Origin of the sequence: Enterobacter sp. BNK-14, assembly GCF_047456095.1 — a bacterium.
GTDB lineage: Bacteria > Pseudomonadota > Gammaproteobacteria > Enterobacterales > Enterobacteriaceae > Enterobacter > Enterobacter kobei.
Map to the genome: position 1 here is coordinate 1,545,366 of NZ_CP179897.1, position 20,407 is coordinate 1,565,772.

Sequence of the window (20,407 nt, forward strand, 5' to 3'; positions counted from 1 at the left end):
AAACAATTACAGAAACCGGTTTCAGTTCGATGATGTGCAAAGGGGTTATCCGTTGCAAGCAGATCGCCGAAACCGGTTTCATTTTCGTGAACAGAGTCAAGTTTGTTGCCCCGCAATGGCCAGAGAGAAAAAAAGATCCCTGCACCGAGAATAGGCTCGCAAACGTTTGCCTGGACTGTTAGAATTGCGCCGATTTTTCTTACTAGCTATGCAATCGCGTGGGGACTTGAGCCGTGACCAACAAAACTTCTCTCAGCTACAAAGATGCCGGTGTTGATATTGACGCAGGTAATGCGCTGGTTGACCGAATCAAAGGTGTGGTGAAAAAAACCCGCCGCCCGGAAGTGATGGGTGGTCTGGGTGGATTCGGCGCACTGTGCGCGCTGCCGCAAAAATATCGTGAACCTGTTCTGGTCTCGGGAACTGACGGCGTAGGCACCAAACTGCGCCTGGCGATGGATTTAAAACGTCACGACACGATCGGTATCGATCTGGTTGCGATGTGCGTGAATGACCTGGTAGTTCAGGGTGCAGAACCCCTGTTCTTCCTCGATTACTACGCGACCGGCAAACTGGATGTGGACACCGCAGCCAGCGTCATTAACGGTATCGCCGAAGGCTGTCTGCAGTCCGGCTGCGCGCTGGTGGGCGGTGAGACCGCGGAAATGCCTGGCATGTATCACGGCGAAGATTATGACGTCGCAGGCTTCTGCGTCGGTGTAGTAGAAAAATCAGAAATTATCGACGGCAGCAAAGTGGCTGATGGTGATGTGCTGATTGCGCTGGCTTCCAGCGGCCCACACTCCAACGGCTACTCTCTGGTGCGTAAAATTCTCGAAGTCAGCGGCTGCGACCCACAAACCACTGAGCTTGAAGGTAAACCGCTGGCTGACCATCTGCTGGCCCCGACCCGCATCTACGTGAAAAACGTACTGGAGCTTATCGAGAACGTTGACGTTCACGCCATTGCCCACCTGACCGGCGGCGGCTTCTGGGAAAACATTCCGCGCGTCCTGCCGGATAACACCCAGGCGGTGATCGACGAATCCTCATGGCAGTGGCCGGCAGTCTTTAACTGGCTGCAGACCGCAGGCAACGTGAGTTCTCACGAAATGTACCGCACCTTTAACTGCGGCGTGGGCATGGTTATCGCCCTGCCAGCAAGCGAAGCCGATAAAGCGGTTAAGCTGTTGACCGAGAAAGGTGAAAACGCGTGGAAAATCGGTACGATTAAAGCCTCCGATTCCGAAGAGCGTGTGGTCATTGAATGAAAAACATCGTGGTGCTCATTTCCGGCAACGGAAGTAATTTGCAGGCCATCATAGACGCCTGTAAACAGAAGAAAATTAACGGCACCATTCGGGCAGTATTCAGCAACAAGGCCGACGCGTTCGGCCTTGAGCGCGCGCGGCAAGAGAGCATTCCCGCGCACGCGCTGGAAGCCAGCCAGTTCGCCGGGCGTGAAGCCTTCGACCGCGAACTGGTTAACGAGATTGATGCCTATGCACCGGACGTGGTCGTACTGGCGGGCTATATGCGTATTCTGAGCCCGGCGTTTGTCGAACACTTCGCCGGGCGACTTCTGAATATCCACCCTTCCCTGCTGCCAAAATATCCCGGCCTGCACACACACCGTCAGGTGCTGGAAAATGGCGATGAGGAGCACGGTACCTCTGTGCATTTCGTCACTGACGAACTGGACGGTGGCCCGGTGATCCTGCAGGCGAAAGTCCCGGTCTTTGATGGCGACAACGAAGACGACGTGACCGAGCGCGTGCAAACTCAGGAACACGCCATCTACCCGCTGGTGGTCAGCTGGTTTGTTGACGGGCGTCTTGAAATGCGCGACGGTGCAGCCTGGCTGGACGGCGTTAAGCTTCCGCCTCAGGGTTATGCGGCCGAAGAGTAGTTTGTTATGTCGGGTGGCGCTACGCTTACCCGACTTATTGCATTACCCGATATTGCCTCCCCCAACTCTCTAAAATCCCCAACAAAAAAAATAACTGTCATACTTTTCTGGCACTGTTGGACATATCGTGGAAATGCTCGCCATAATAAGGACGAGACGGATTTACCACGTCCTGTGATTGAACTGGAGTGTGAGCTGTAATGGGTCAGGAAAAGTTATATATCGAGAAAGAGCTAAGCTGGTTAGCATTTAACGAACGTGTACTCCAGGAAGCGGCCGACAAAAGTAACCCGCTGATCGAACGCATGCGTTTTTTGGGCATTTATTCCAACAACCTGGATGAGTTCTACAAGGTTCGCTTTGCCGAGCTGAAAAGACGGATCATCATCAGCGAAGAACAGGGCTTAAATTCTCACTCGCGTCATCTGCTGGGTAAAATCCAGTCCCGCGTGTTGAAAGCCGATCAGGAGTTTGACGGCCTGTATAACGAACTGCTGCTGGAGATGGCACGCAATCAAATCTTCCTGATTAACGAACGTCAGCTTTCCGTTAACCAACAAAACTGGCTGCGCCACTACTTCAAACATTATCTCCGCCAGCACATTACCCCGATTCTGATTAACCGCGAAACCGACCTGGTGCAGTTCCTGAAGGATGACTACACCTATCTGGCCGTGGAAATTATTCGCGGTGAGTCCATCAGCTACGCGCTGCTGGAGATCCCGTCTGACAAGGTGCCGCGCTTTGTGAATCTGCCGCCGGAAACCCCGCGCAGACGCAAGCCAATGATCCTGCTGGATAACATCCTGCGTTACTGTCTGGACGACATCTTCAAAGGCTTCTTCGACTACGATGCGCTAAACGCCTACTCGATGAAGATGACCCGTGACGCCGAATACGACCTGGTCCACGAGATGGAAGCCAGCCTGATGGAGCTGATGTCCTCCAGCCTGAAACAGCGCCTGACGGCCGAGCCGGTCCGCTTTGTTTACCAGCGCGATATGCCGGACGCCATGGTGGAGATGCTGCGCGAGAAACTGACCATTTCGCGCTATGACTCCATCGTACCCGGTGGCCGTTACCACAACTTTAAAGACTTTATTGGCTTCCCGAACGTTGGCAAAGCCAACCTGGTGAACAAGCCGCTGCCGCGCCTGCGCCATCTCTGGTTTGATAAATTCCGCAACGGGTTTGACGCCATTCGCGAACGTGACGTCCTGCTCTACTATCCGTACCACACGTTTGAACACGTGCTTGAACTGCTGCGTCAGGCCTCTTTCGACCCGAGCGTGCTGGCGATCAAAATCAACATCTACCGCGTGGCAAAAGATTCCCGCATCATCGACGCGATGATCCATGCGGCGCACAACGGCAAAAAAGTGACCGTGGTCGTGGAGCTGCAGGCACGTTTCGATGAAGAAGCCAACATTCACTGGGCGCGCCGTCTGACGGAAGCGGGTGTGCACGTCATCTTCTCCGCACCAGGGCTGAAAATTCACGCCAAGCTGTTCCTGATCTCCCGTAAAGAGGGCGAAGACGTGGTGCGTTATGCCCACATCGGAACCGGGAACTTCAACGAAAAAACGGCGCGGATTTACACCGACTACTCGCTGCTCACCGCCGACGCCCGCATCACTAACGAAGTGCGCCGTGTATTTAACTTTATTGAGAACCCGTACCGCCCGGTGAGCTTTGACTATCTGCTGGTCTCGCCGCAGAACTCGCGCCGCCTGCTGTACGATATGATCGATAAAGAGATCGCCAATGCCCAGAAAGGTTTGTCATCTGGCATCACGCTGAAGCTTAACAACCTGGTCGATAAAGGTCTGGTGGACCGTCTGTATGCGGCGTCCAGCTCCGGCGTGCCGGTTAACCTGCTGATCCGCGGCATGTGCTCGCTGATCCCGGAACTGGAAGGCATCAGCGACAATATTCGCGTTATCAGCATTGTTGATCGCTACCTGGAACACGATCGGGTCTATATTTTCGATAATGCGGGTGATAAACAGGTCTATCTCTCTTCGGCAGACTGGATGACGCGCAATATTGACTATCGAATTGAAGTCGCGACCCCGCTGCTGGATCCGCGTCTGAAACAGCGTATCCTCGACATTATCGAGATCCTGTTCAGCGATACGGTGAAAGCGCGCTATATCGACAAAGAACTCAGTAACCGCTATGTACCGCGCGGCAATCGTCGTAAAGTGCGGTCGCAACTGGCGATTTACGACTATATCAAATCACTCGAGCAACCCGATTAACCTATGCCGATAAATGATAAGACCCCACGCCCGCAGGAATTCGCCGCGGTCGATCTTGGCTCTAACAGTTTCCACATGGTCATCGCCCGTGAGGTGGATGGCGCGCTGCAGATCATCGGTCGTCTGAAGCAGCGCGTACACCTGGCGGATGGTCTTGATGAACGCAGCATGCTGAGCGAAGAGGCGATGGAGCGCGGCTTAAACTGCCTGTCCCTGTTTGCTGAGCGCCTGCAGGGCTTCTCGCCTTCCAGCGTTTGCATTGTGGGGACCCACACGCTGCGCCAGGCGCTGAACGCCCCGGAGTTCCTCAAGCGAGCCGAAAAAGTGATCCCCTACCCGATTGAGATCATCTCCGGTAACGAGGAAGCGCGTCTGATTTTCATGGGTGTTGAGCACACCCAGCCGGAAAAAGGGCGCAAGCTGGTTATCGACATTGGCGGGGGTTCTACGGAACTGGTGATCGGCGAAGACTTTGAGCCGCGTCTGGTGGAAAGCCGCCGTATGGGCTGCGTCAGCTTCGCGCAGATGTATTTCCCGGGCGGCGCCATCACCCGTGAAAACTTCCAGCGGGCGCGTATGGCCGCGGTCCAGAAGCTGGAAAATCTGGCCTGGCAGTACCGTATTCAGGGCTGGAACGTGGCGCTGGGCGCGTCGGGTACCATCAAGGCGGCGCATGAAGTCCTGCTGGCAATGGGTGAAAAAGACGGGTTTATCACGCCTGAACGCCTGACCCTGCTGACCGAAGAAGTGCTGAAGCATAAAAGTTTTGACGCCCTAAGCCTGCCGGGTCTTTCTGACGAACGTAAGGCGGTATTTGTACCGGGTCTGGCTATCCTCTGCGGCGTGTTTGATGCGCTTGCCATTAAGGAGCTGCGTCTCTCCGACGGTGCGCTGCGTGAAGGCGTGCTGTATGAGATGGAAGGTCGCTTCCGCCATCAGGACATTCGCAGCCGCACCGCGCAAAGCCTGGCCAACCAGTACAACATCGACCGCGAGCAGGCGAAGCGCGTGCTGGAAACAACGGTCCAGATGTACGAACAGTGGGAAGAACAGAATCCTAAGCTCGCGCACCCGCAGCTTGCCGCCCTGCTGAAATGGGCCGCGATGCTGCACGAGGTGGGGCTGAACATTAATCACAGCGGAATGCACCGCCATTCGGCCTATATTCTGCAAAACAGCGATCTGCCTGGCTTTAACCAGGAGCAGCAAACCATGATGGCGACGCTGGTGCGTTATCACCGCAAGGCCATCAAGCTCGACGATCTGCCGCGCTTCACGCTGTTCAAGAAGAAGCAGTTCCTGCCGCTCATCCAGCTGCTGCGTCTGGGCGTGCTCCTCAATAACCAGCGTCAGGCCACCACGACGCCGCCGACGCTGAAGCTGACAACCGACGATCACCACTGGACGCTGAGCTTCCCGCACGACTGGTTCAGCCAGAACGCGCTGGTCCTGCTGGATCTGGAAAAAGAGCAGCAGTACTGGGAAGCGGTCACCGGCTGGATGCTCAAAATCAAGGAAGAGAGCGCCGACGTCGCCGCATGATGACTCAGGCGTCCGCGGTGGACGCCTCAGTTTCCGCCAGTGACTCAAGCGCAACCGGCTTGCCAATCAGATAACCCTGCACATAATCGATGCCTAGCGCGTGAACCGCGCTACGTATCTCTTCGGTCTCGACATACTCCGCCACCACCAGCATCTTCTTCATGCGTGCCAGATGGCAGATAGACGCCACAATCTGATAGTCCAGACTGTTGTTGACGATATTACGGATGAAGCTGCCGTCAATCTTGAGAATGTCGGCATCCACGCTTTTCAGCCGCGCATAGCTCGCATAACCGGTACCGAAATCATCAATCGCAATGCGTACCCCCATTTTCTGCAACTGCCTGAGGATGTGTAGCGCCTGTTCCGCGTTGCAGAAGGTGCTGCACTCCGTCACTTCAAAGATCAGCTGCCACGGCTCGATGGCATAGTGGGTCAGCAGACGACTCACCTCGAGCGGGAACTGCACCCGACACACCGTTGAAGGGGCCAGATTAATGGCAAAGCGCTGGCCGGGCAGTTTCTCGCGGTGCGCTGCAAGGAAGCGCAGCGTGTGGTCCAGTACCCACAAATCCACCCGCGAAGAGAGTCCAAACTCCTGGGCAACGGGCAGGAATTGTTCAGGCGAGATTAACAGCCCGTTTGCATCGGTCATGCGCAGCAGCACTTCGTGATAGCTGTCCCCCCGCAGGCCGCGCACGGGCTGAACCAGCAGCGTGAATTCGTTGTTATCCAGCGCACGCTGCAGGCGACTCATCACCGCGACTTTATCCTTCAGGCTACGCTGCAGGTGGACGGCACCACGTTGCTGAAGGTTTTCCGGGTGGTTAGAGGAGAGCGACAGGTCAGCCACTACCCCCAGCTCGCCCAGCACCAGATAGAGGTGGTTGACGGGCGAACGTACATAGCAGTAGCTCACGCCCACCTGCGGCTGCAACGGTATGCCATCCCAGATAAAGCGGAACTGTTTGATATGCTCGTCCAGAGTTTCAATCCGCTGCTGGTGCGATTCCGCGTTAAGGCGAATCGCCAGGTCACAGCCCGTGAGGTGATAAACCTTTTCGTTGGACTGGAGCCTGGCATTAATCCATTGCGCCAGCCGCTGTTTGTACTGAATGCGCAGCAACACGCCATAGTTACGCCCCAGAATCTCCAGCTCAGGAATACGCACTAAACAGAGCGCCGACCACGGGTTTTTCGCCAGATCGCGCGACAGCGCCCGCAGGTTAGGCATATGCATAACCGGGTCGAGTAACGCCAGCCTGCGGGCACGCTTGTTCACCGCGCGCTGCCGGGTCGCCAGCATCGACATGTAAATCACCACGAACGAAAAGACCAGGTAACTGGAAGAGGTGATCGCCAGCTGAATGTCGTATCCCTGGTTGATTGGGATATAGCGGTAAAAATAGTGGATAGACACCAGCAGTATCGGCGTCCAGATAAGCGAAATCAGCTTATAGCCAAAGCGCATCGCCCCCCAGAGCATCACCGGCATCAGCAACGACAGGGTATAGTTGGTGGTGAAAATGGAACTGTTTTCATTCATCGGGAGCAGCAGCAGCGAAATCAGCCCGCCGAGCGCAACAGCCCAAATCAGAAACTCAGCGGGCGTCACTTTTGCGTCTATCTGGCTACGGATCTGCGAGATGAGACTGTTGAGATAACGCGGATGACGAATCAGGCGGATCAGCAGATAACATAGCGGCACGCCCGTCAGCCCGCTGACCAGCAGGGCCTGATAGTTGATCAGCGTGCGAATATTAAAAGGGTTCAGCCCCGCCAGGCTCTGACGACTCTCATATATGCCGAGATACACCGCAAACTGGAACAGCACCAGAAACAGCGTCGCAGGGCAGAAGGCCTGCCAGAACATACGCTGCGCCATCAGCCGCACGTCGCCATAGGCCGTCATATTTCGTCTGGGCGCAAAAACCCGATAGCCGCCCCAGCTGAGCACTAACGGGACGATAAAATGGAACACACCGGCGACGGTTTCGAACAGCCCGACCGACGGGTAATAGCGAATAAACAGCGCCAGTACAATACCGGGCAGGGCTTCCAGACCAAAAAACATCATCAGCGAAAGCAAAAAAGAGAGCGGTAAATAATAGAGCGCCGCAATGCCGTCGCCCAGCTGCGTGAACGTATTCGCCACGCTCAGCACGGGCAGTAACCCCACCGGCAAAATAAGCGGCAATGCCCACCAGCGGTTTTTATTGTTTTTAAGAAAAGCGAAAATGTTCATAGATGCCCGGTTAAACCCCTTTTACTCCAGAGGGAAAATAAAGACAGGCATCCAACCTGACCTGACGCTGCCCCGGTGATGTGCAGGGCGAACAGTGTGGAGGAGGGATTTTAAATACCAGAGCCGGGAATCCGTTGACTTAAATCAAACTATTTTATGCAAATAAGCCTTACATGCGTTTTTTTTGAAATAATTTTCCTCATATTATCAATATGGTAAATGCAACAATCAATTTCAATAACAATAATTAATGTAAACACTGACGGTTATTTACACATTGCGGAATTGACCCTGTCTTTCCGCTGTGCCTTAATATCCCCATCGCCCAAAAGGGCATGCCCAGGAAAAAGAGAGTGAGTCAGGCCACGCGTATGCGCAAACGACACCGTTTTAACACCCGAATGACCCGCATCATACTGCTCATCAGCTTTCTGTTTTTCTTTGGCCGCTTCGTTTACTCTTCCATTGGCGCCTGGTATCACCATCAGGACAAGATCCAGTCGCAGCAGTCCAGCCTGAACGTCGACGCCGCTGACCGCTAGCCCGCCGGATGGTTTTGCACCAGCCGAATAATTCCTGCTATCCCTTTGCTAAGGATCTTATCCTGCCGCATTACGATAGCCAGCTGCCGCTGCAGCATGGGCGTCAGCGACATCACGCACAGCCCTTCACGGTCAGCCTCATGCGCTACCGCCATTCCTGGAACGATACTGTAGCCCAGCCCCACGCGAACCATACGCTTAATCGCCTCAATGCTGCCAAGCTGCATCACCGGTGCGATCGTTAATCCGCTGGCAGCAAACCAGCCATCAATGAGCGTCCGGGTACTGCTGCCTGACTCAAAGGCGATCAGCGACTGAGCATGGAGCACCTCCGGGGTTAAGTGCCTGAAAGCGTCCTGCTGCGCCTGCGAAGCAATAAAGACAAACTCCTCGTCCATCACCGGCATGACGTCCAGCGCTTTGCCGCTGACCGGCAGCGTCACCAGCCCCATATCGAGACGGTTCTCTTCGATAGCCCGGACGATGTCGAGCGTGTTGCCCGTGGTTACGCCCACCCGCAGGAGCGGATAGTCGCGGCGCAGTTGCTCCAGTAACGGCGGCAAAAGATGGATACAGGCCGTCGCCCCCGTGCCAAGCGTAATGGTCCCGCTAACATCGTGTCTGAACGCACCCACGGACTGGAGGGTTTCATCCACCACCTGCTGAATGCGTTCCCCGTGGGCCAGCAGGGCCTCTCCGGCGGCCGTCGCCTTAATGCCTCGCCCGGTACGTTCCACCAGGCGCGTTTGCAAAAACTGCTCCAGCTGACGTACCTGCATGCTGACAGCGGGCTGGGAAATGCCCATCAGATCCGCCGCAGCGGAAAAACTGCCGCGCTGGATCACCAGCCGGAACGTCGCGAGATAGCCCAGATTAAGCGTCGTCATTCAAAGTTTCTCTTATACCGCGCATAAGGTTGCAGACCTGTTTGCACAATACCTCGCTCGCTATGCTGGGGACAACTGCATAACGGAATGAAACAATGGAAACTCCTGCCCTGCCTCGTCGACTCGCCCTCACTGCCGGATGTCATCAACTCATCAACTGGGGGATCTCGTTTTATATGCCCGGTACCTTCGCGCTGGCGATATCAGCCGATCGGGGGTGGTCATCACCACAGATTTACCTCGGCCTGACGCTGGCAATGCTGGTGATGGCGGCGGCTTCCCCTTTCGTCGCCCACCTGCTGGCACGCTTTGGCGGCCAGAGGGTGGTGATGAGTGGCACGTTGCTGATCGCCGCAGGCTGCGCGGGTATGGCATATACCCAGACGTTATTTGGTTGGTATTGCGTCTGGCTGATCACCGGCATCGGGATGCGCCTGTCGCTGTACGATGCGCTGTTCGCCGCGCTGGTGAACCTCTACGGTCAGCAGGCGCGAAGAACAATCTCACGCGTCACGCTGGCGGGCGGGCTGGCATCCGCCGTCTTCTGGCCGCTGGGTGATGGCCTGCTCCACCTTATGAGCTGGCAAGAGGCGCTAAGGGTTTATGCCCTCTTTGGCCTGCTGAGCGCGGCGCTGATCCGCTCGCTTCCCCGGCAGCGGCTAACGGTGACGACAAAGGTCACCGCGCCACCTCTGCGCAACGAACGACGAAACGGCTGGCTTTATGCAGCCTTCATCGCCCTTTTCACCTTTGTCTCCAGCGGTACGTCTACCCATCTGCCGGAGTTTATCGCCAGCTTTGGCCTGCCGGTCACGATCGGCATCCTGTGGGGGATAGGCCAGACGGGGGCTCGCTCGCTGGAGGTGCTGGCGGGTGCCCGCTTAACTCCGTTCAAACTGACCCTTTTTACCACCCTTGCCATGCCGGTCTGCTTTCTGATTGGGCTAAGCAGCACCCGGTTTGCCTGGTGTGCCGCCGGGTTTGTGCTGGGTTTTGGTGCCATCAACGGGCTAATGACGATAGTCAAAGCGAACCTGCCGCTGGAGCTGTTTAGCGTGGAGAGCTATGCCCGCCGCACCGGTATGCTGCTTATTCCTGGCCAGCTCACAGCAGCGGCTTCACCGTTTGCCTGTGCATGGTTAAACAAAACGCTGGGGATCGCCGGAACAATGTGGGTATCAACGGGACTGACGCTGGTGATTGCCGGGCTGGCGATAGCGATTGTGCGCCGTCCCGGCAGGCAAACTGTAACGCACTGTATCCAGCGCACCACGCAGACAAACGGGTACAAAACACCGCCTCAGGCAAATATCACCGATACATAAAAATGGTTTTCTTTCCCTGTCGTCATTCATAACCGGAGGAGAGAGACCGATGATTCGTCGATATGTACTTTTACCCGTACTCGCCCTGGCATCTGTAGCGCATGTCCAGGCCACACCGCTGGGCAACCTCAGCGCCGCCGATGTTAATGGCCCAGCCGCCGTTGCGCCGTTGGCACAGCCGCAGCCGCCCGCAAAGCTGATAGTCGATCCACCGCTTGCCGGGCCGCTGAGCAAAGGCGCGGTGTTTATTCAGTACCGGGCCGAAAACCTGCGCATTGAACCTGTATTTGGGCCCGACGCGCTGAAAGTCACACCTCGCATCGGCCACATCCACGTCGTGGTAGATGACGCGCCGTGGCACTGGGCTGACGCCAGCGGAGAGCCGGTGATTCTGGTGGGTCTGCCCGCCGGTAAGCACAAGGTGACGATTATTCTGGCCGATCCGACGCATAAGCCCCTCGATCACAAAACCATCGAATTCACCGTGCCGCCCCACGCGGCGATCCACCATTTTTAAGGAGTCTGAAGATGAAAGCACTGTCTGTACTGACAGCAGGCCTGCTGGCGCTTTCGGCCAGCGCTTTTGCGGAGAATAAAACCAGCGTCGTGCTGGTACATGGCGCGTTTGCCGACGGCAGCAGCTGGAATAAGGTGATTACCCGGCTGCAAAAACACCATACCGAGGTCATCGCCGTTCAGCTCCCGCTTACGTCGCTAAAAGATGACGTTGCGGCCACCCAGCGCGCCATCGCCCGTGCTAAGGGGGACGTCGTGCTGGTCGGTCACTCCTGGGGTGGCACCGTGATTAGCGAAGCGGGCAACGATGCACGGGTTAAATCGCTGGTTTACGTGGCGGCGTTCGCGCCGGATTCCGGCCAGTCGACGGCAGAGCTGGCGAATACCTTCCCGGCCCCGCCCGGAAGTGCAGGCATCGCTAAAACGGCTGACGGCGACTTATACCTGCCGACCGAAGCCGTCAGGAAGGATTTCGCACCGGATGTGAAACCGGCTGAACAACTGACCATCGCCGCCACGCAGGGGCCAATTAAAGCCGATGCATTTGGCGAAAAGGTCACTCACGCCGCGTGGCACGATAAACCGAGCTGGTATGTAGTGAGTGAGAATGACCGGATGATTAACCCCGCGCTTGAGCGCGCGATGGCGAAGACGATCCACGCGAAAACCACCGGGGTCGCGGCGAGTCACGTGTCGATGGTGAGCCAGCCAGAGGCCATCGCCCGAACGATTGAGCAGGCGTTAGAAGCAAGGTAAGCGTTTCACAGGCCGGGTAAGCGCAGCGCCACCCGGCAAAAAACCCGCTTCAGTGCTTGCCTGTAGCGGGATAATCCTGATTAATCCACGCGTGGTCTTCTTCCCAGGTAAACATCCATTTGCGTACCGGGCCGGCCATCACGTTGAGGTAATAGCTGTCGTACCCGGCCATCGTCGCCACCGGGTGATATCCCTTCGGCACCATGACCACATCACGGTCGTAGACCGCCATGCACTCGTCCAGCGTTCTGTCGTCGGTGTAGACGCGCTGCATGCAGAACCCCTGCTCCGGGTTGAGGCGATGGTAGTAGGTCTCCTCCAGATAGGTTTCCTGCGGCGGATTATCCGTGTCGTGCTTGTGGCTCGGGTAGGAACTGGTACACCCTTCGTTGGTCCAGACCTCCACTACCAGCAGGCTGTCGGCAGATTTACCTTCCGGCAGAATGTTATGCACATAGCGCTGGTTGTGCCCCTTGCCGCGCGCCTCGCCGTCGATGTCCTGCGGCGCAATCAGCCGCGTCGGGTATGTGCCTTTGCCCGGCGCAGCGCAGACGGCCAGCTCCAGCGTCGTCAGCGCCGTCACCTGCACCGTCTCCTGCGGGGTGACGTACACCGCCCACGGCTTAATGCGCTCAAACGGGCTCATCCGCTCGCCAATATCGTTAAACTGCGCGGAGGGCGTGCTGATGGAGGCGCGTCCGGCGACCAGCACCAGGCAGCGCTCTTCGTTGATGGCGGGCAGCGTCAGCACCTGCCCCTCCTGCAATTCATATGCCTCAAAACCGACATATCCCCATCCCGCACTTTCCGGCGTAACGGACTGGGTGCGCCCCTCAGCATTCGGCTGTTGCCAGCGTGATAACAGACGTGACATGTCACCTCCTCAGATAAGCCCGGCGTCGTGCGCCAGGCGGCTCAGGTTGTTATACCCCAGACGGGCATAGGTCAGCGGATGGGCAATCGCCGGATCCTGCTCCGCCTCGACCACCAGCCAGCCGTGATAATCCTGCGCTTTCAGCAGCCGCATGATCGGCGGGTAATCGACGCATCCGTCACCCGGTACGGTAAATACGCCGCTTAGCACCGCATCGAGGAAGCTGGTTTTGCGGTTTTTAACGTCCGCCAGCACGTCGGCACGCACGTCTTTGCAGTGAACGTGGTTGATGCGCGACGCCCAGCGCTGCGCCACCGCCAGCGGGTCGGCTCCGGCAAAGGTCAGATGGCCGGTATCCAGCAGTAACCCCACTTCCTCACCGGTGTGGGTCATCAGGTTGTCCACGTCGTCGGCGGACTCAATCACCGTGCCCATATGGTGATGGTAGGCAATCTGCACCCCCTGCTGCTGCGTATAGCGGGCAAATTCGCTGAGCTTCTCCCCGTACTCCTTCCAGCGTTCCTGCGGGAAGCGCGGGCGCAGATGCACCGGGGTCTGCTGCTCGCCGTGAATACAGCCGCTCACTTCCGCAAAGACCAGCACCTTCGCCCCCAGCTCGCGCAACAGCGTCAGGTGGGGCTGCACGGCGGCGATCTCCTCCTCCACGCTGCGCTCCAGCAGGCGGCCAGAGTACCAGCCGGAGACCAGCTTCAGGTCGTGGCGCTGTAAAATCGGGCCGAGCAGGCGCGCCTCGCGCGGGAATTTATTGCCCAGTTCGAAACCGGCAAAACCGGCCTCTTTGCCTTCGCTCAGGCAGGTCTCCAGCGACGTCTCCGCGCCGAGGGAAGGCAGATCGTCGTTCGTCCACGTCAGCGGGTTAATGCCCAGTTGTACACTCATTGTCGTCTCCATTATGCGTGTCCGCGCTCGCGCCACCAGGCGATAAGCTGCAGGTAGTTGTCCCGGATGCGCGCCACCAGCTGCGCATCGTCAATATCGTGTTTCAGCCACGCGCGGGAGGCGTCGCCAAACAGCGTGCGCCCCACGGCGAAGCCTTTAACCAGCGTCTGCCCTGCGGCGGCTTTGAAGTCGGCACGCAGCTGCTCTGCCGGGGCATCCAGACCGAGGATCACCACCCCGCGGCAGTGCGGGTCCCGACGTTCGATAATCTCGTTCAGTGCCGTCCAGCCGCTGGCTGAGAGCGGCGGCAGTTTCCACCAGTCAGGGTAAATCCCCAGGTTGTAGAAACGGGAGATGGCGCGCAGGTAGAGCGCGTCGCTGCGCGGCATGCTGGCGGGCAATATCACCTCCAGCAGCAGTTCATGCCCGGACTGGCAGCAGGCGTGGTACACCTCGGCGATTTTCTGCTCCTGCTCAAGGCGCAGGCCGTGGGCATCTTCCGGATGGAAAAAGACCAGACATTTCACCACGTGCTCCTGCGGCCAGCTGATGAGCTGGGTGCCGATGTTACCGTGCTCCATCTCCAGCGGCCGGGAGCCCGGCAGCTCAATGGGACGACCAATCCACCACCCTTCCCCGGTGATAGCGTTTAGCGCATCCTGACCAAAGGTGCCGTCGCACAGCAGACCGGCTTTACCCTCCAGCCCGGCGCGGTTTGCCGCCTCGCGGCTGGCCTGGAGGATCAGCTGCTTCAGTTCCGGAATGCGCCCGATCGACGCACCGCACTGCAGCGCCATCTCTTCCAGCTGGCTGCGATGGTCGAAAGCCATCACGCACAGCTCCGGCCATTCGCGGCGGCGGGTCGTCACCCGGTGGAGATGGTTAAGACGCGGGTCAAGATCCGGGCGCGGAACACGTGCGGCGCGGGAAAGATAATCATCCAGCTCTGTTTTGCTCGGCATCGCCGGAGCGCAGCCGTGGCGGGAGACCACCAGCGCACCGCAGGCATTGGCATAGCGGCACGCCTGCTCCCAGCCTTCGTCGTTCAGGTAACCGCGCAGCAGGCCGGACATAAACGCGTCCCCTGCGCCGAGGACATTCAGCACCTCGACGCGCACGCCGGTCACCGTCAGGCCGTCGTCCAGACGAGGCGGAATGGCATCGGTATAGACCGAACAGCCCAGCGCGCCGCGTTTGCAGACCAGCGTAGCCTGACTCACGCCACGCACCTGCCCCAGCGCCTGCAAGGTATCGGTGCTGCCGCCCGCAATGTGGAACTCCTCCTCGGTGCCGACAATCACGTCGAAGAGGTGCAGCACCTCCTGCAGCTCGCGGGTGACCTTATCGGCGGCGATAAAGCGCGTTTCCCCGTCGCCTAAGGAGGTCAGCCCCCACAGCACCGGACGGTAGTCGATATCCAGCACCGTGCGCACGCCGTGGCGGCGGGCATAGCCCAGCGCCGTCAGCACCGCCTCGCGGGTCTGGGGATGAGAAAGGTGAGTCCCGGTGATGGCAAGACACCGTGCGGAGGCAATGTAACTTTCGTCCACATCGCTGGCGGTAATCGCCATATCCGCGCAGTTATCGCGATAAAAAATCAGAGGAAAAGTGTCCCGGTCTTTAATGCCGAGCAGCACCAGCGCCGTGAGGCGTTCTTTGTCGGTAATCAGATGGCTGGTATCGCAGCCCACCTGGTTTAACTCTTCCCGCAGGAAGCGGCCCATATGTTCATCGCCGACGCGCGCCAGCATCGACGAGCGTAACCCCTGGCGCGCGGTGCCGTACGCCACGTTGCCGGACGACCCGCCAAGATATTTGGCGAAGCTCGACACATCTTCCAGACGGGCGCCAATTTGCTGACTGTAGAGGTCTACCGCCACGCGGCCCATGCATATCACATCAAACTGCTTTTCCACGTTGAACCCTCTTCAGACAATGTCGTTCACGTTCAGCCAGCGGCCTTCCAGGTGTGAGAGTGCTATCGCGTCCAGCACGCGAGACACCTTCCAGCCCTCTTCGAAGTCCGGCCACATCGGCGCGTCGGCGGCAATCCCGTCCACCAGGTCACGCACCTCCACCGTTTTTTGATCGTTAAAGCCAATCCCATGGCCTGCCCCCATGCAGAACGCACCGTAGTCCGGGTGAGCCGGGCCGACGAGCAGCGTGCGGAATCCCTGACGGTTCACCGGGTCGTCATGCAGATAGAGCTTCAGCTCGGCCATGCGCTCCTGAGTGAAACTGATGGCACCTTTCGTCCCGGTGATGACATACGACAGCCCCATCTTGCGGCCGCAGGCGACGCGAGAGGTTTCAATGACGCCCTGCGCCCCGCCCGCAAAACGCACCATCGCGTGGGCCTGATCCTCGTTTTCGACGGCAATCATTTCTGCCGAACCCGCCTTCGCCGGACGTGCCGGGACCACGATCTTCAGGTCGCCGCAGACCTGCTCGATATCTCCCACCAGGTACTGGGCCATATTGACGATATGCGCCGCGAGGTCACCCAGCGCCCCCAGGCCTGCGGTCTCTTTGAAGCAGTGCCAGTGAATGGGCGAGAGCGGGTCGGCCATATAATCTTCGTTGTGAGTGCCGTAGAAGTGGATCACCTCGCCAATCTCGCCGCGCGCAATAATCTCCTTCGCCAGCTGCGCGGTCGGGTTTTTCATGTAGTTGAACCCCACCAGCGTTTTCACCCCTGCCCGCTTTGCGGCGTCGACCATTTCACGCGCGTCATGGGCGTTGAGCGCCAGCGGCTTTTCGGAGTAAACGTGTTTGCCGTGACGGATCGCCTCCAGCGCCATCTCTTTATGCAGATGGTTGGGAGAGCAAATATCCACCACGTCAATGGCCGGGTCGGCCACCAGCGCCCGCCAGTCCCCGGTGGAGCGGTTGAAGCCAAACGCCTGCGCCCGCGCTGCCGCCAGTTCCGGCGTAACTTCCGCCACCATCTCGCGCACCAGCCTGCCACGCAGGTTGAACACCGTCGGGGCCTGGGCATAGGCGATGGCGTGCGCCTTGCCGATATACCCGGTGCCAATCAATCCAATACGAACCTCTTTCATCATGATCCTCACAGTGCGCCGCGACGGCTCTTGGCGTAGGTGTCAAACGCCACCGCCAGAACGATAATTAATCCGGTGATAATTTGCTGGTAGTAGGCTGAGACGTTCATCAGCACCAGGCCGTTAATCAGAATGCCCATGATGATGGAGCCGATAATGGTGCCGCCAATACGCCCGTAACCGCCCATCAGCGAGGTACCGCCGATCACCACCGAGGCGATGACGCGCAGCTCAAAGGAGATACCGGCTACCGCCTCGGCGCTTCCCAGACGCGCGCTCAGAATGAAGCCCGCCAGCCCCGCCAGACAGCCAATCAGCACGTAGACGCTGACCAGCACGCGCTTGACGTTCACCCCCGCCAGGCGTGCCGCCTCAGGGTTTCCGCCAATGGCGTAGACGAAACGGCCCCAGCGGGTTTTATGCAGCGCCAGATACCCCCCCAGGGCGACGAGGGCGAATATCCAGATAGGAATGGAGATGCCGAGCAATTCCCCGCGCCCCCACCAGCGGTAACCCGGGTCGAAACCGGCAATCGGCGCGCCGTCGTTAATCACCAGCGTCAGGCCACGCCAGATGGTCATCCCGCCGAGGGTGACAATAAACGGCGGCAGGCGCAGGCGCGTGACGCCCAGACCATGCAGGAAGCCAATTGCCGTGCCCATCGCCAGACAAATCCCCAGCCCAATCAGCCAGCTCATGCCACCCCAGGCGTTCGGGTCGACGGTGGTGAAGTTGTCGCCCTTGATCACGTACGCCGCAGTCATGGCGCACACCGCCAGAATGGAGCCGACGGAAAGGTCGATCCCGGCGGTCAGGATGACGAAAGTCATCCCCACGGCCATGATCCCGTAGATGGAGACTTCGGTTAAAATGTTGAAAATATTGCGTTCAGAGAAAAAGTTGCTGTTCTGCGACTGGAAGAAGATCAGCAGCAGGATCATGAAAATCAGCACCCCGAATCGCTCGAAGAAGGCGATGGGATCGATGCGTCCGGCGCGTTTGACCGGGGCCTGCGTTTTAGAAATCATCTGCGTCATGAGAAACTCCGTTATGCCGCGTTCAGGGCGTTGTGGTTGATGGCCATCATCGTCATCAGCCGTTCTTCGTTAGCGTCGTCACCGTGGATCTCGCCGGTCACCCGCCCTTCACTGAGGGTGATGATCCGGTCAGATACCGCCATCACTTCAGGCAGATCGGAGGAGATCACGATCACCGCCACGCCCTTTTTCGCCATCTCAAACAGCACCTGGTGCACTTCCGATTTGGTGCCCACGTCGATACCGCGCGTCGGCTCATCGACAATCAGCACGCGAGGATTGAGCGCCATGCAGCGCGCGAGGATCACCTTTTGCTGGTTACCGCCGGAGAGCTTGCGCACCTCCTGCGCGCTGTTAACCATTTTGATCTGCAGCGCCTGGCGGTAGGACTCAATCAGATCGTCCTCTTTGCGGGTATTCACGAACCAGCGCCACTGCAGCAGCGAGGAGAGGCAGGAGAGCGACAGGTTGTCGCGAATCGACAGCCCCAGCACCGCCCCCTCTTTTTTACGGTCTTCCGGTACCAGCGCCACGCCCTGATCGAGGGCGTAGAGCGGGTCGCGCGGCTGGTACGGCACGCCGTCCAGCTCAAAGCTGCCGGAGGTAAAGGCATCTGCGCCGAACAGACAGCGCGCCACTTCGGTACGCCCCGCGCCCACCAGGCCAGCAATCCCTAACACTTCCCCGGCGTGGACGTGGAAGCTGATGTCGTGCAGGGCAATGCCGTGGGGATCGAGCGGCGGCTTCTCGCGGCTCAGCCCCTTCACCGCCAGGCGGACGGGTTTGTCTTCATGATGCGTTTCGCTGGCCGGACGACGATTAAAGGCCACGTCGCGCCCGACCATCAGGCGGATCAGCTGCTCAACGTTGGTTTCCGCCACCGCACCGGTACCGGTGAAACGGCCGTCCTGGAAAACGGTGAAGCGGTCGCAGAGCTGGAAAACTTCATGCAGACGGTGGGTAACGTAAATAATGCTCACCCCGCGGTTTTTCAGCTCACGCACCACGCGGTGCAGGCTTTCCACCTCGCTGTCGCTCAGCGCGGCAGAAGGTTCATCCATGATAATCAGCCTGGCGTTGAGGGTCAGCGCCCGGGCAATCTCCACCATCTGCTGCTGGGCGACGCTCAGGCGGGCCACCGGCGTGGTTGGCGCAACGTTCAGCTGCAGGTAATCGAGAATGACCTGCGCCTCCTGGTTAACCGCTTTTTCGTCGACGATCAGATTACGTTTGCGCGGTTCGCGCCCGAGAAACATGTTTTCCGCGACGGTCATATTGGGCAGCAGGTTAAATTCCTGATAGATGGTGATAATGCCCTTGTTTTGCCGCTCAACGGGGGAATCATCCACCGGCAGCATTTCGCCGTTAAACCAGATATCCCCCCGGGTTTGCGGCTGCGCGCCCGCGAGCGCCTTCAGCAGCGTGGATTTTCCCGCTCCGTTTTCCCCCAGCAGGGCATGGATCTCCCCCGCGCCGACGGTCAGCTGAGCGCTGCTCAGCGCCCAGACGCCGGAAAAACTTTTGGCCAGGTCGGTCACTTTCAGTAAGGGTTGCGACATCGGTCTGCTCCTCCTTTAGAGTGCGCCGCCGCTCGCGCGGCGGCTGCGGATACGTCAGTTACCGGCCTCACCGATACGTTCAGCCTGCTGCAGATTCTCTTTGGTGATCAGCGTCGGCGGGTAGTCGGCCCCGGTGATGGCTTTCTTCTCGCGCACGTTGGCCACCAACTGGCTCATCGCCGTCTGCACCGCAAAGCCCGGACGCTGATCCGCCGTTACCGCCAGCCAGCCGTCGCGCACGCGGGCCAGCGCTTCCGGTACCGCATCAAAACCGGTGACCAGAATTTCGCCCGGCTTCACGCCCTGGCTCTGCAGCGCTTCAATCGCGCCCAGCGCCATATCGTCGTTAGCGGAGAGGATCACCTGCGGGCGCTTCGGCAGAGAAGGCAGAACGCTTTCCACGATGCGCATCCCTTCCGAACGCATCCAGTTTCCGGTCTGATCGGCGACGATCTTGTACTTATCCCCACCCGCCTTCAGGCTGTCGCGGATCCCTTTGGTGCGTTCAATATTGGAGGAGGAGCCCGGCTGACCGGTCAGCAGAATAATCTCCGCCCCGTCGGGGAATTTGGTTTTCACGAAGTCGCCAATCGCCTGGCCGCCTTTGTAGTTGTTAGCCCCGAAGTGCGGCACTTTTTTCTGGCTGTCGACGGAGCGGTCAAGGGTCACCACCGGCAGCTTCGCATCCTGAATTTCATCTACCGCGCTGGAGACAGCGTTTACGTCATTCGGGGAGACGATAAAGCCCTGCGCCCCACGGGTGATGGCATTTTCCAGGTCAGCCACCTGTTTCGGTGAACTGCCCTGCCCGTCCAGCACCTGAAGCTTCACGCCCATCTCTTTTGCGGCTTTCACCGCCGTGCGCTGCATGTGTACTTCAAACGGCATGGCCAGGTTTGGCGTACTGAAAACAATTTGCTCGTTTTCGGCGAGGGCAGCCCCGGACGTCATGGCGATGAGGGCGGCTACGATCAGTTTTTTCATTATTATGT

At 58.5% G+C, this 20,407-nt stretch carries 17 protein-coding genes; 8 read left to right on the top strand and 9 right to left on the bottom strand.

Annotation, left to right across the window (positions count from 1 at the left end):
* Positions 1 to 233 precede the first annotated feature (233 nt).
* From purM to ppx, 4 genes are all read left to right on the top strand, one after another.
* Positions 234 to 1,271, top strand: coding sequence for a phosphoribosylformylglycinamidine cyclo-ligase (gene purM, locus ACMGGM_RS07420; protein ID WP_023331057.1), 1,038 nt, complete (start codon positions 234 to 236; stop codon positions 1,269 to 1,271).
* Positions 1,268 to 1,909, top strand: coding sequence for a phosphoribosylglycinamide formyltransferase (gene purN / locus ACMGGM_RS07425; RefSeq protein ID WP_014884779.1), 642 nt, complete (start codon positions 1,268 to 1,270; stop codon positions 1,907 to 1,909). The genes purM and purN overlap by 4 nt, the downstream gene beginning before the upstream one ends.
* Positions 1,910 to 2,109: 200 nt before the next feature.
* Positions 2,110 to 4,170, top strand: coding sequence for a polyphosphate kinase 1 (gene ppk1 / locus ACMGGM_RS07430; RefSeq protein WP_014884780.1), 2,061 nt, complete (start codon positions 2,110 to 2,112; stop codon positions 4,168 to 4,170).
* Positions 4,171 to 4,173: 3 nt separating this feature from the next.
* A complete protein-coding gene (ppx, locus tag ACMGGM_RS07435; protein WP_014884781.1) occupies positions 4,174 to 5,712 on the top strand; it encodes an exopolyphosphatase in 1,539 nt (512 codons plus the stop codon).
* 4 nt (positions 5,713 to 5,716) lie between these two features.
* Here ppx and ACMGGM_RS07440 read toward each other — a convergent pair whose 3' ends face one another.
* Entirely contained in the window at positions 5,717 to 7,957 is a 2,241-nt protein-coding gene (locus ACMGGM_RS07440) for an EAL domain-containing protein (RefSeq protein WP_014884782.1), read from the bottom strand.
* Positions 7,958 to 8,310: 353 nt separating this feature from the next.
* On the opposite strand from ACMGGM_RS07440, the gene ACMGGM_RS07445 reads away from it, so the two are divergent.
* Entirely contained in the window at positions 8,311 to 8,499 is a 189-nt protein-coding gene (locus ACMGGM_RS07445) for a YfgG family protein (protein WP_028014036.1), read from the top strand.
* Here the strand turns inward: ACMGGM_RS07445 and ACMGGM_RS07450 are convergent.
* On the bottom strand, positions 8,496 to 9,386 hold the full coding sequence (locus tag ACMGGM_RS07450) for a LysR family transcriptional regulator (protein WP_014884784.1): 891 nt from the start codon (positions 9,384 to 9,386) through the stop codon (positions 8,496 to 8,498). The two genes, ACMGGM_RS07445 and ACMGGM_RS07450, sit on opposite strands and share 4 nt — an antisense overlap.
* A gap of 95 nt (positions 9,387 to 9,481) precedes the next feature.
* Here ACMGGM_RS07450 and ACMGGM_RS07455 point away from each other — a divergent pair, with 95 nt between their 5' ends.
* Genes ACMGGM_RS07455 through ACMGGM_RS07465 form a run of 3 tightly spaced genes read left to right on the top strand, consistent with a single transcriptional unit; the run spans position 9,482 to position 11,983 of the window.
* A complete protein-coding gene (locus ACMGGM_RS07455; protein ID WP_045135495.1) occupies positions 9,482 to 10,711 on the top strand; it encodes an MFS transporter in 1,230 nt (409 codons plus the stop codon).
* 49 nt (positions 10,712 to 10,760) lie between these two features.
* Entirely contained in the window at positions 10,761 to 11,228 is a 468-nt protein-coding gene (locus ACMGGM_RS07460) for a DUF6130 family protein (protein ID WP_014884786.1), read from the top strand.
* 11 nt (positions 11,229 to 11,239) lie between these two features.
* Positions 11,240 to 11,983 carry an alpha/beta fold hydrolase gene (locus ACMGGM_RS07465; RefSeq protein ID WP_023331062.1) on the top strand — a complete coding sequence of 248 codons (744 nt, stop codon included), beginning with the start codon at positions 11,240 to 11,242 and terminating at the stop codon, positions 11,981 to 11,983.
* Between the two features lie 49 nt (positions 11,984 to 12,032).
* Here the strand turns inward: ACMGGM_RS07465 and iolB are convergent, their stop codons facing one another.
* The 7 genes from iolB to ACMGGM_RS07500 are packed head-to-tail and all read right to left on the bottom strand — an operon-like array spanning position 12,033 to position 20,399.
* The gene (gene iolB / locus ACMGGM_RS07470; protein ID WP_023331063.1) at positions 12,033 to 12,857 is read right to left on the bottom strand and encodes a 5-deoxy-glucuronate isomerase; all 825 of its coding nucleotides are present in this window, start codon (positions 12,855 to 12,857) and stop codon (positions 12,033 to 12,035) included.
* 9 nt (positions 12,858 to 12,866) lie between these two features.
* On the bottom strand, positions 12,867 to 13,757 hold the full coding sequence (gene iolE / locus ACMGGM_RS07475) for a myo-inosose-2 dehydratase (RefSeq protein ID WP_023338642.1): 891 nt from the start codon (positions 13,755 to 13,757) through the stop codon (positions 12,867 to 12,869).
* Positions 13,758 to 13,768: 11 nt separating this feature from the next.
* Positions 13,769 to 15,673 carry a bifunctional 5-dehydro-2-deoxygluconokinase/5-dehydro-2-deoxyphosphogluconate aldolase gene (locus ACMGGM_RS07480; RefSeq protein WP_047344887.1) on the bottom strand — a complete coding sequence of 635 codons (1,905 nt, stop codon included), beginning with the start codon at positions 15,671 to 15,673 and terminating at the stop codon, positions 13,769 to 13,771.
* Positions 15,674 to 15,685: 12 nt separating this feature from the next.
* Positions 15,686 to 16,819: a Gfo/Idh/MocA family protein gene (locus tag ACMGGM_RS07485; protein ID WP_014884791.1), complete on the bottom strand. Its 1,134-nt coding sequence runs from the start codon at positions 16,817 to 16,819 to the stop codon at positions 15,686 to 15,688.
* 8 nt (positions 16,820 to 16,827) lie between these two features.
* On the bottom strand, positions 16,828 to 17,856 hold the full coding sequence (locus ACMGGM_RS07490; protein ID WP_014884792.1) for an ABC transporter permease: 1,029 nt from the start codon (positions 17,854 to 17,856) through the stop codon (positions 16,828 to 16,830).
* Between the two features lie 11 nt (positions 17,857 to 17,867).
* A complete protein-coding gene (locus ACMGGM_RS07495; protein WP_014884793.1) occupies positions 17,868 to 19,415 on the bottom strand; it encodes a sugar ABC transporter ATP-binding protein in 1,548 nt (515 codons plus the stop codon).
* A gap of 54 nt (positions 19,416 to 19,469) precedes the next feature.
* A complete protein-coding gene (locus ACMGGM_RS07500; protein WP_008502118.1) occupies positions 19,470 to 20,399 on the bottom strand; it encodes a sugar ABC transporter substrate-binding protein in 930 nt (309 codons plus the stop codon).
* Between the last annotated feature and the right edge of the window lie 8 nt (positions 20,400 to 20,407).

Excerpts from the sequence above, each read along its gene's own strand:
- purN (WP_014884779.1), top strand. The coding sequence starts at position 1,268 with ATGAAAAACATCGTGGTGCTCATTTCCGGCAACGGAAGTAATTTGCAG.
- ppk1 (WP_014884780.1), top strand. The coding sequence starts at position 2,110 with ATGGGTCAGGAAAAGTTATATATCGAGAAAGAGCTAAGCTGGTTAGCA.
- ppx (WP_014884781.1), top strand. The coding sequence starts at position 4,174 with ATGCCGATAAATGATAAGACCCCACGCCCGCAGGAATTCGCCGCGGTC.
- ACMGGM_RS07440 (WP_014884782.1), bottom strand. The coding sequence starts at position 7,957 with ATGAACATTTTCGCTTTTCTTAAAAACAATAAAAACCGCTGGTGGGCA.
- ACMGGM_RS07450 (WP_014884784.1), bottom strand. The coding sequence starts at position 9,386 with ATGACGACGCTTAATCTGGGCTATCTCGCGACGTTCCGGCTGGTGATC.
- ACMGGM_RS07455 (WP_045135495.1), top strand. The coding sequence starts at position 9,482 with ATGGAAACTCCTGCCCTGCCTCGTCGACTCGCCCTCACTGCCGGATGT.
- ACMGGM_RS07460 (WP_014884786.1), top strand. The coding sequence starts at position 10,761 with ATGATTCGTCGATATGTACTTTTACCCGTACTCGCCCTGGCATCTGTA.
- ACMGGM_RS07465 (WP_023331062.1), top strand. The coding sequence starts at position 11,240 with ATGAAAGCACTGTCTGTACTGACAGCAGGCCTGCTGGCGCTTTCGGCC.
- iolB (WP_023331063.1), bottom strand. The coding sequence starts at position 12,857 with ATGTCACGTCTGTTATCACGCTGGCAACAGCCGAATGCTGAGGGGCGC.
- iolE (WP_023338642.1), bottom strand. The coding sequence starts at position 13,757 with ATGAGTGTACAACTGGGCATTAACCCGCTGACGTGGACGAACGACGAT.
- ACMGGM_RS07485 (WP_014884791.1), bottom strand. The coding sequence starts at position 16,819 with ATGAAAGAGGTTCGTATTGGATTGATTGGCACCGGGTATATCGGCAAG.
- ACMGGM_RS07490 (WP_014884792.1), bottom strand. The coding sequence starts at position 17,856 with ATGACGCAGATGATTTCTAAAACGCAGGCCCCGGTCAAACGCGCCGGA.
- ACMGGM_RS07495 (WP_014884793.1), bottom strand. The coding sequence starts at position 19,415 with ATGTCGCAACCCTTACTGAAAGTGACCGACCTGGCCAAAAGTTTTTCC.
- ACMGGM_RS07500 (WP_008502118.1), bottom strand. The coding sequence starts at position 20,399 with ATGAAAAAACTGATCGTAGCCGCCCTCATCGCCATGACGTCCGGGGCT.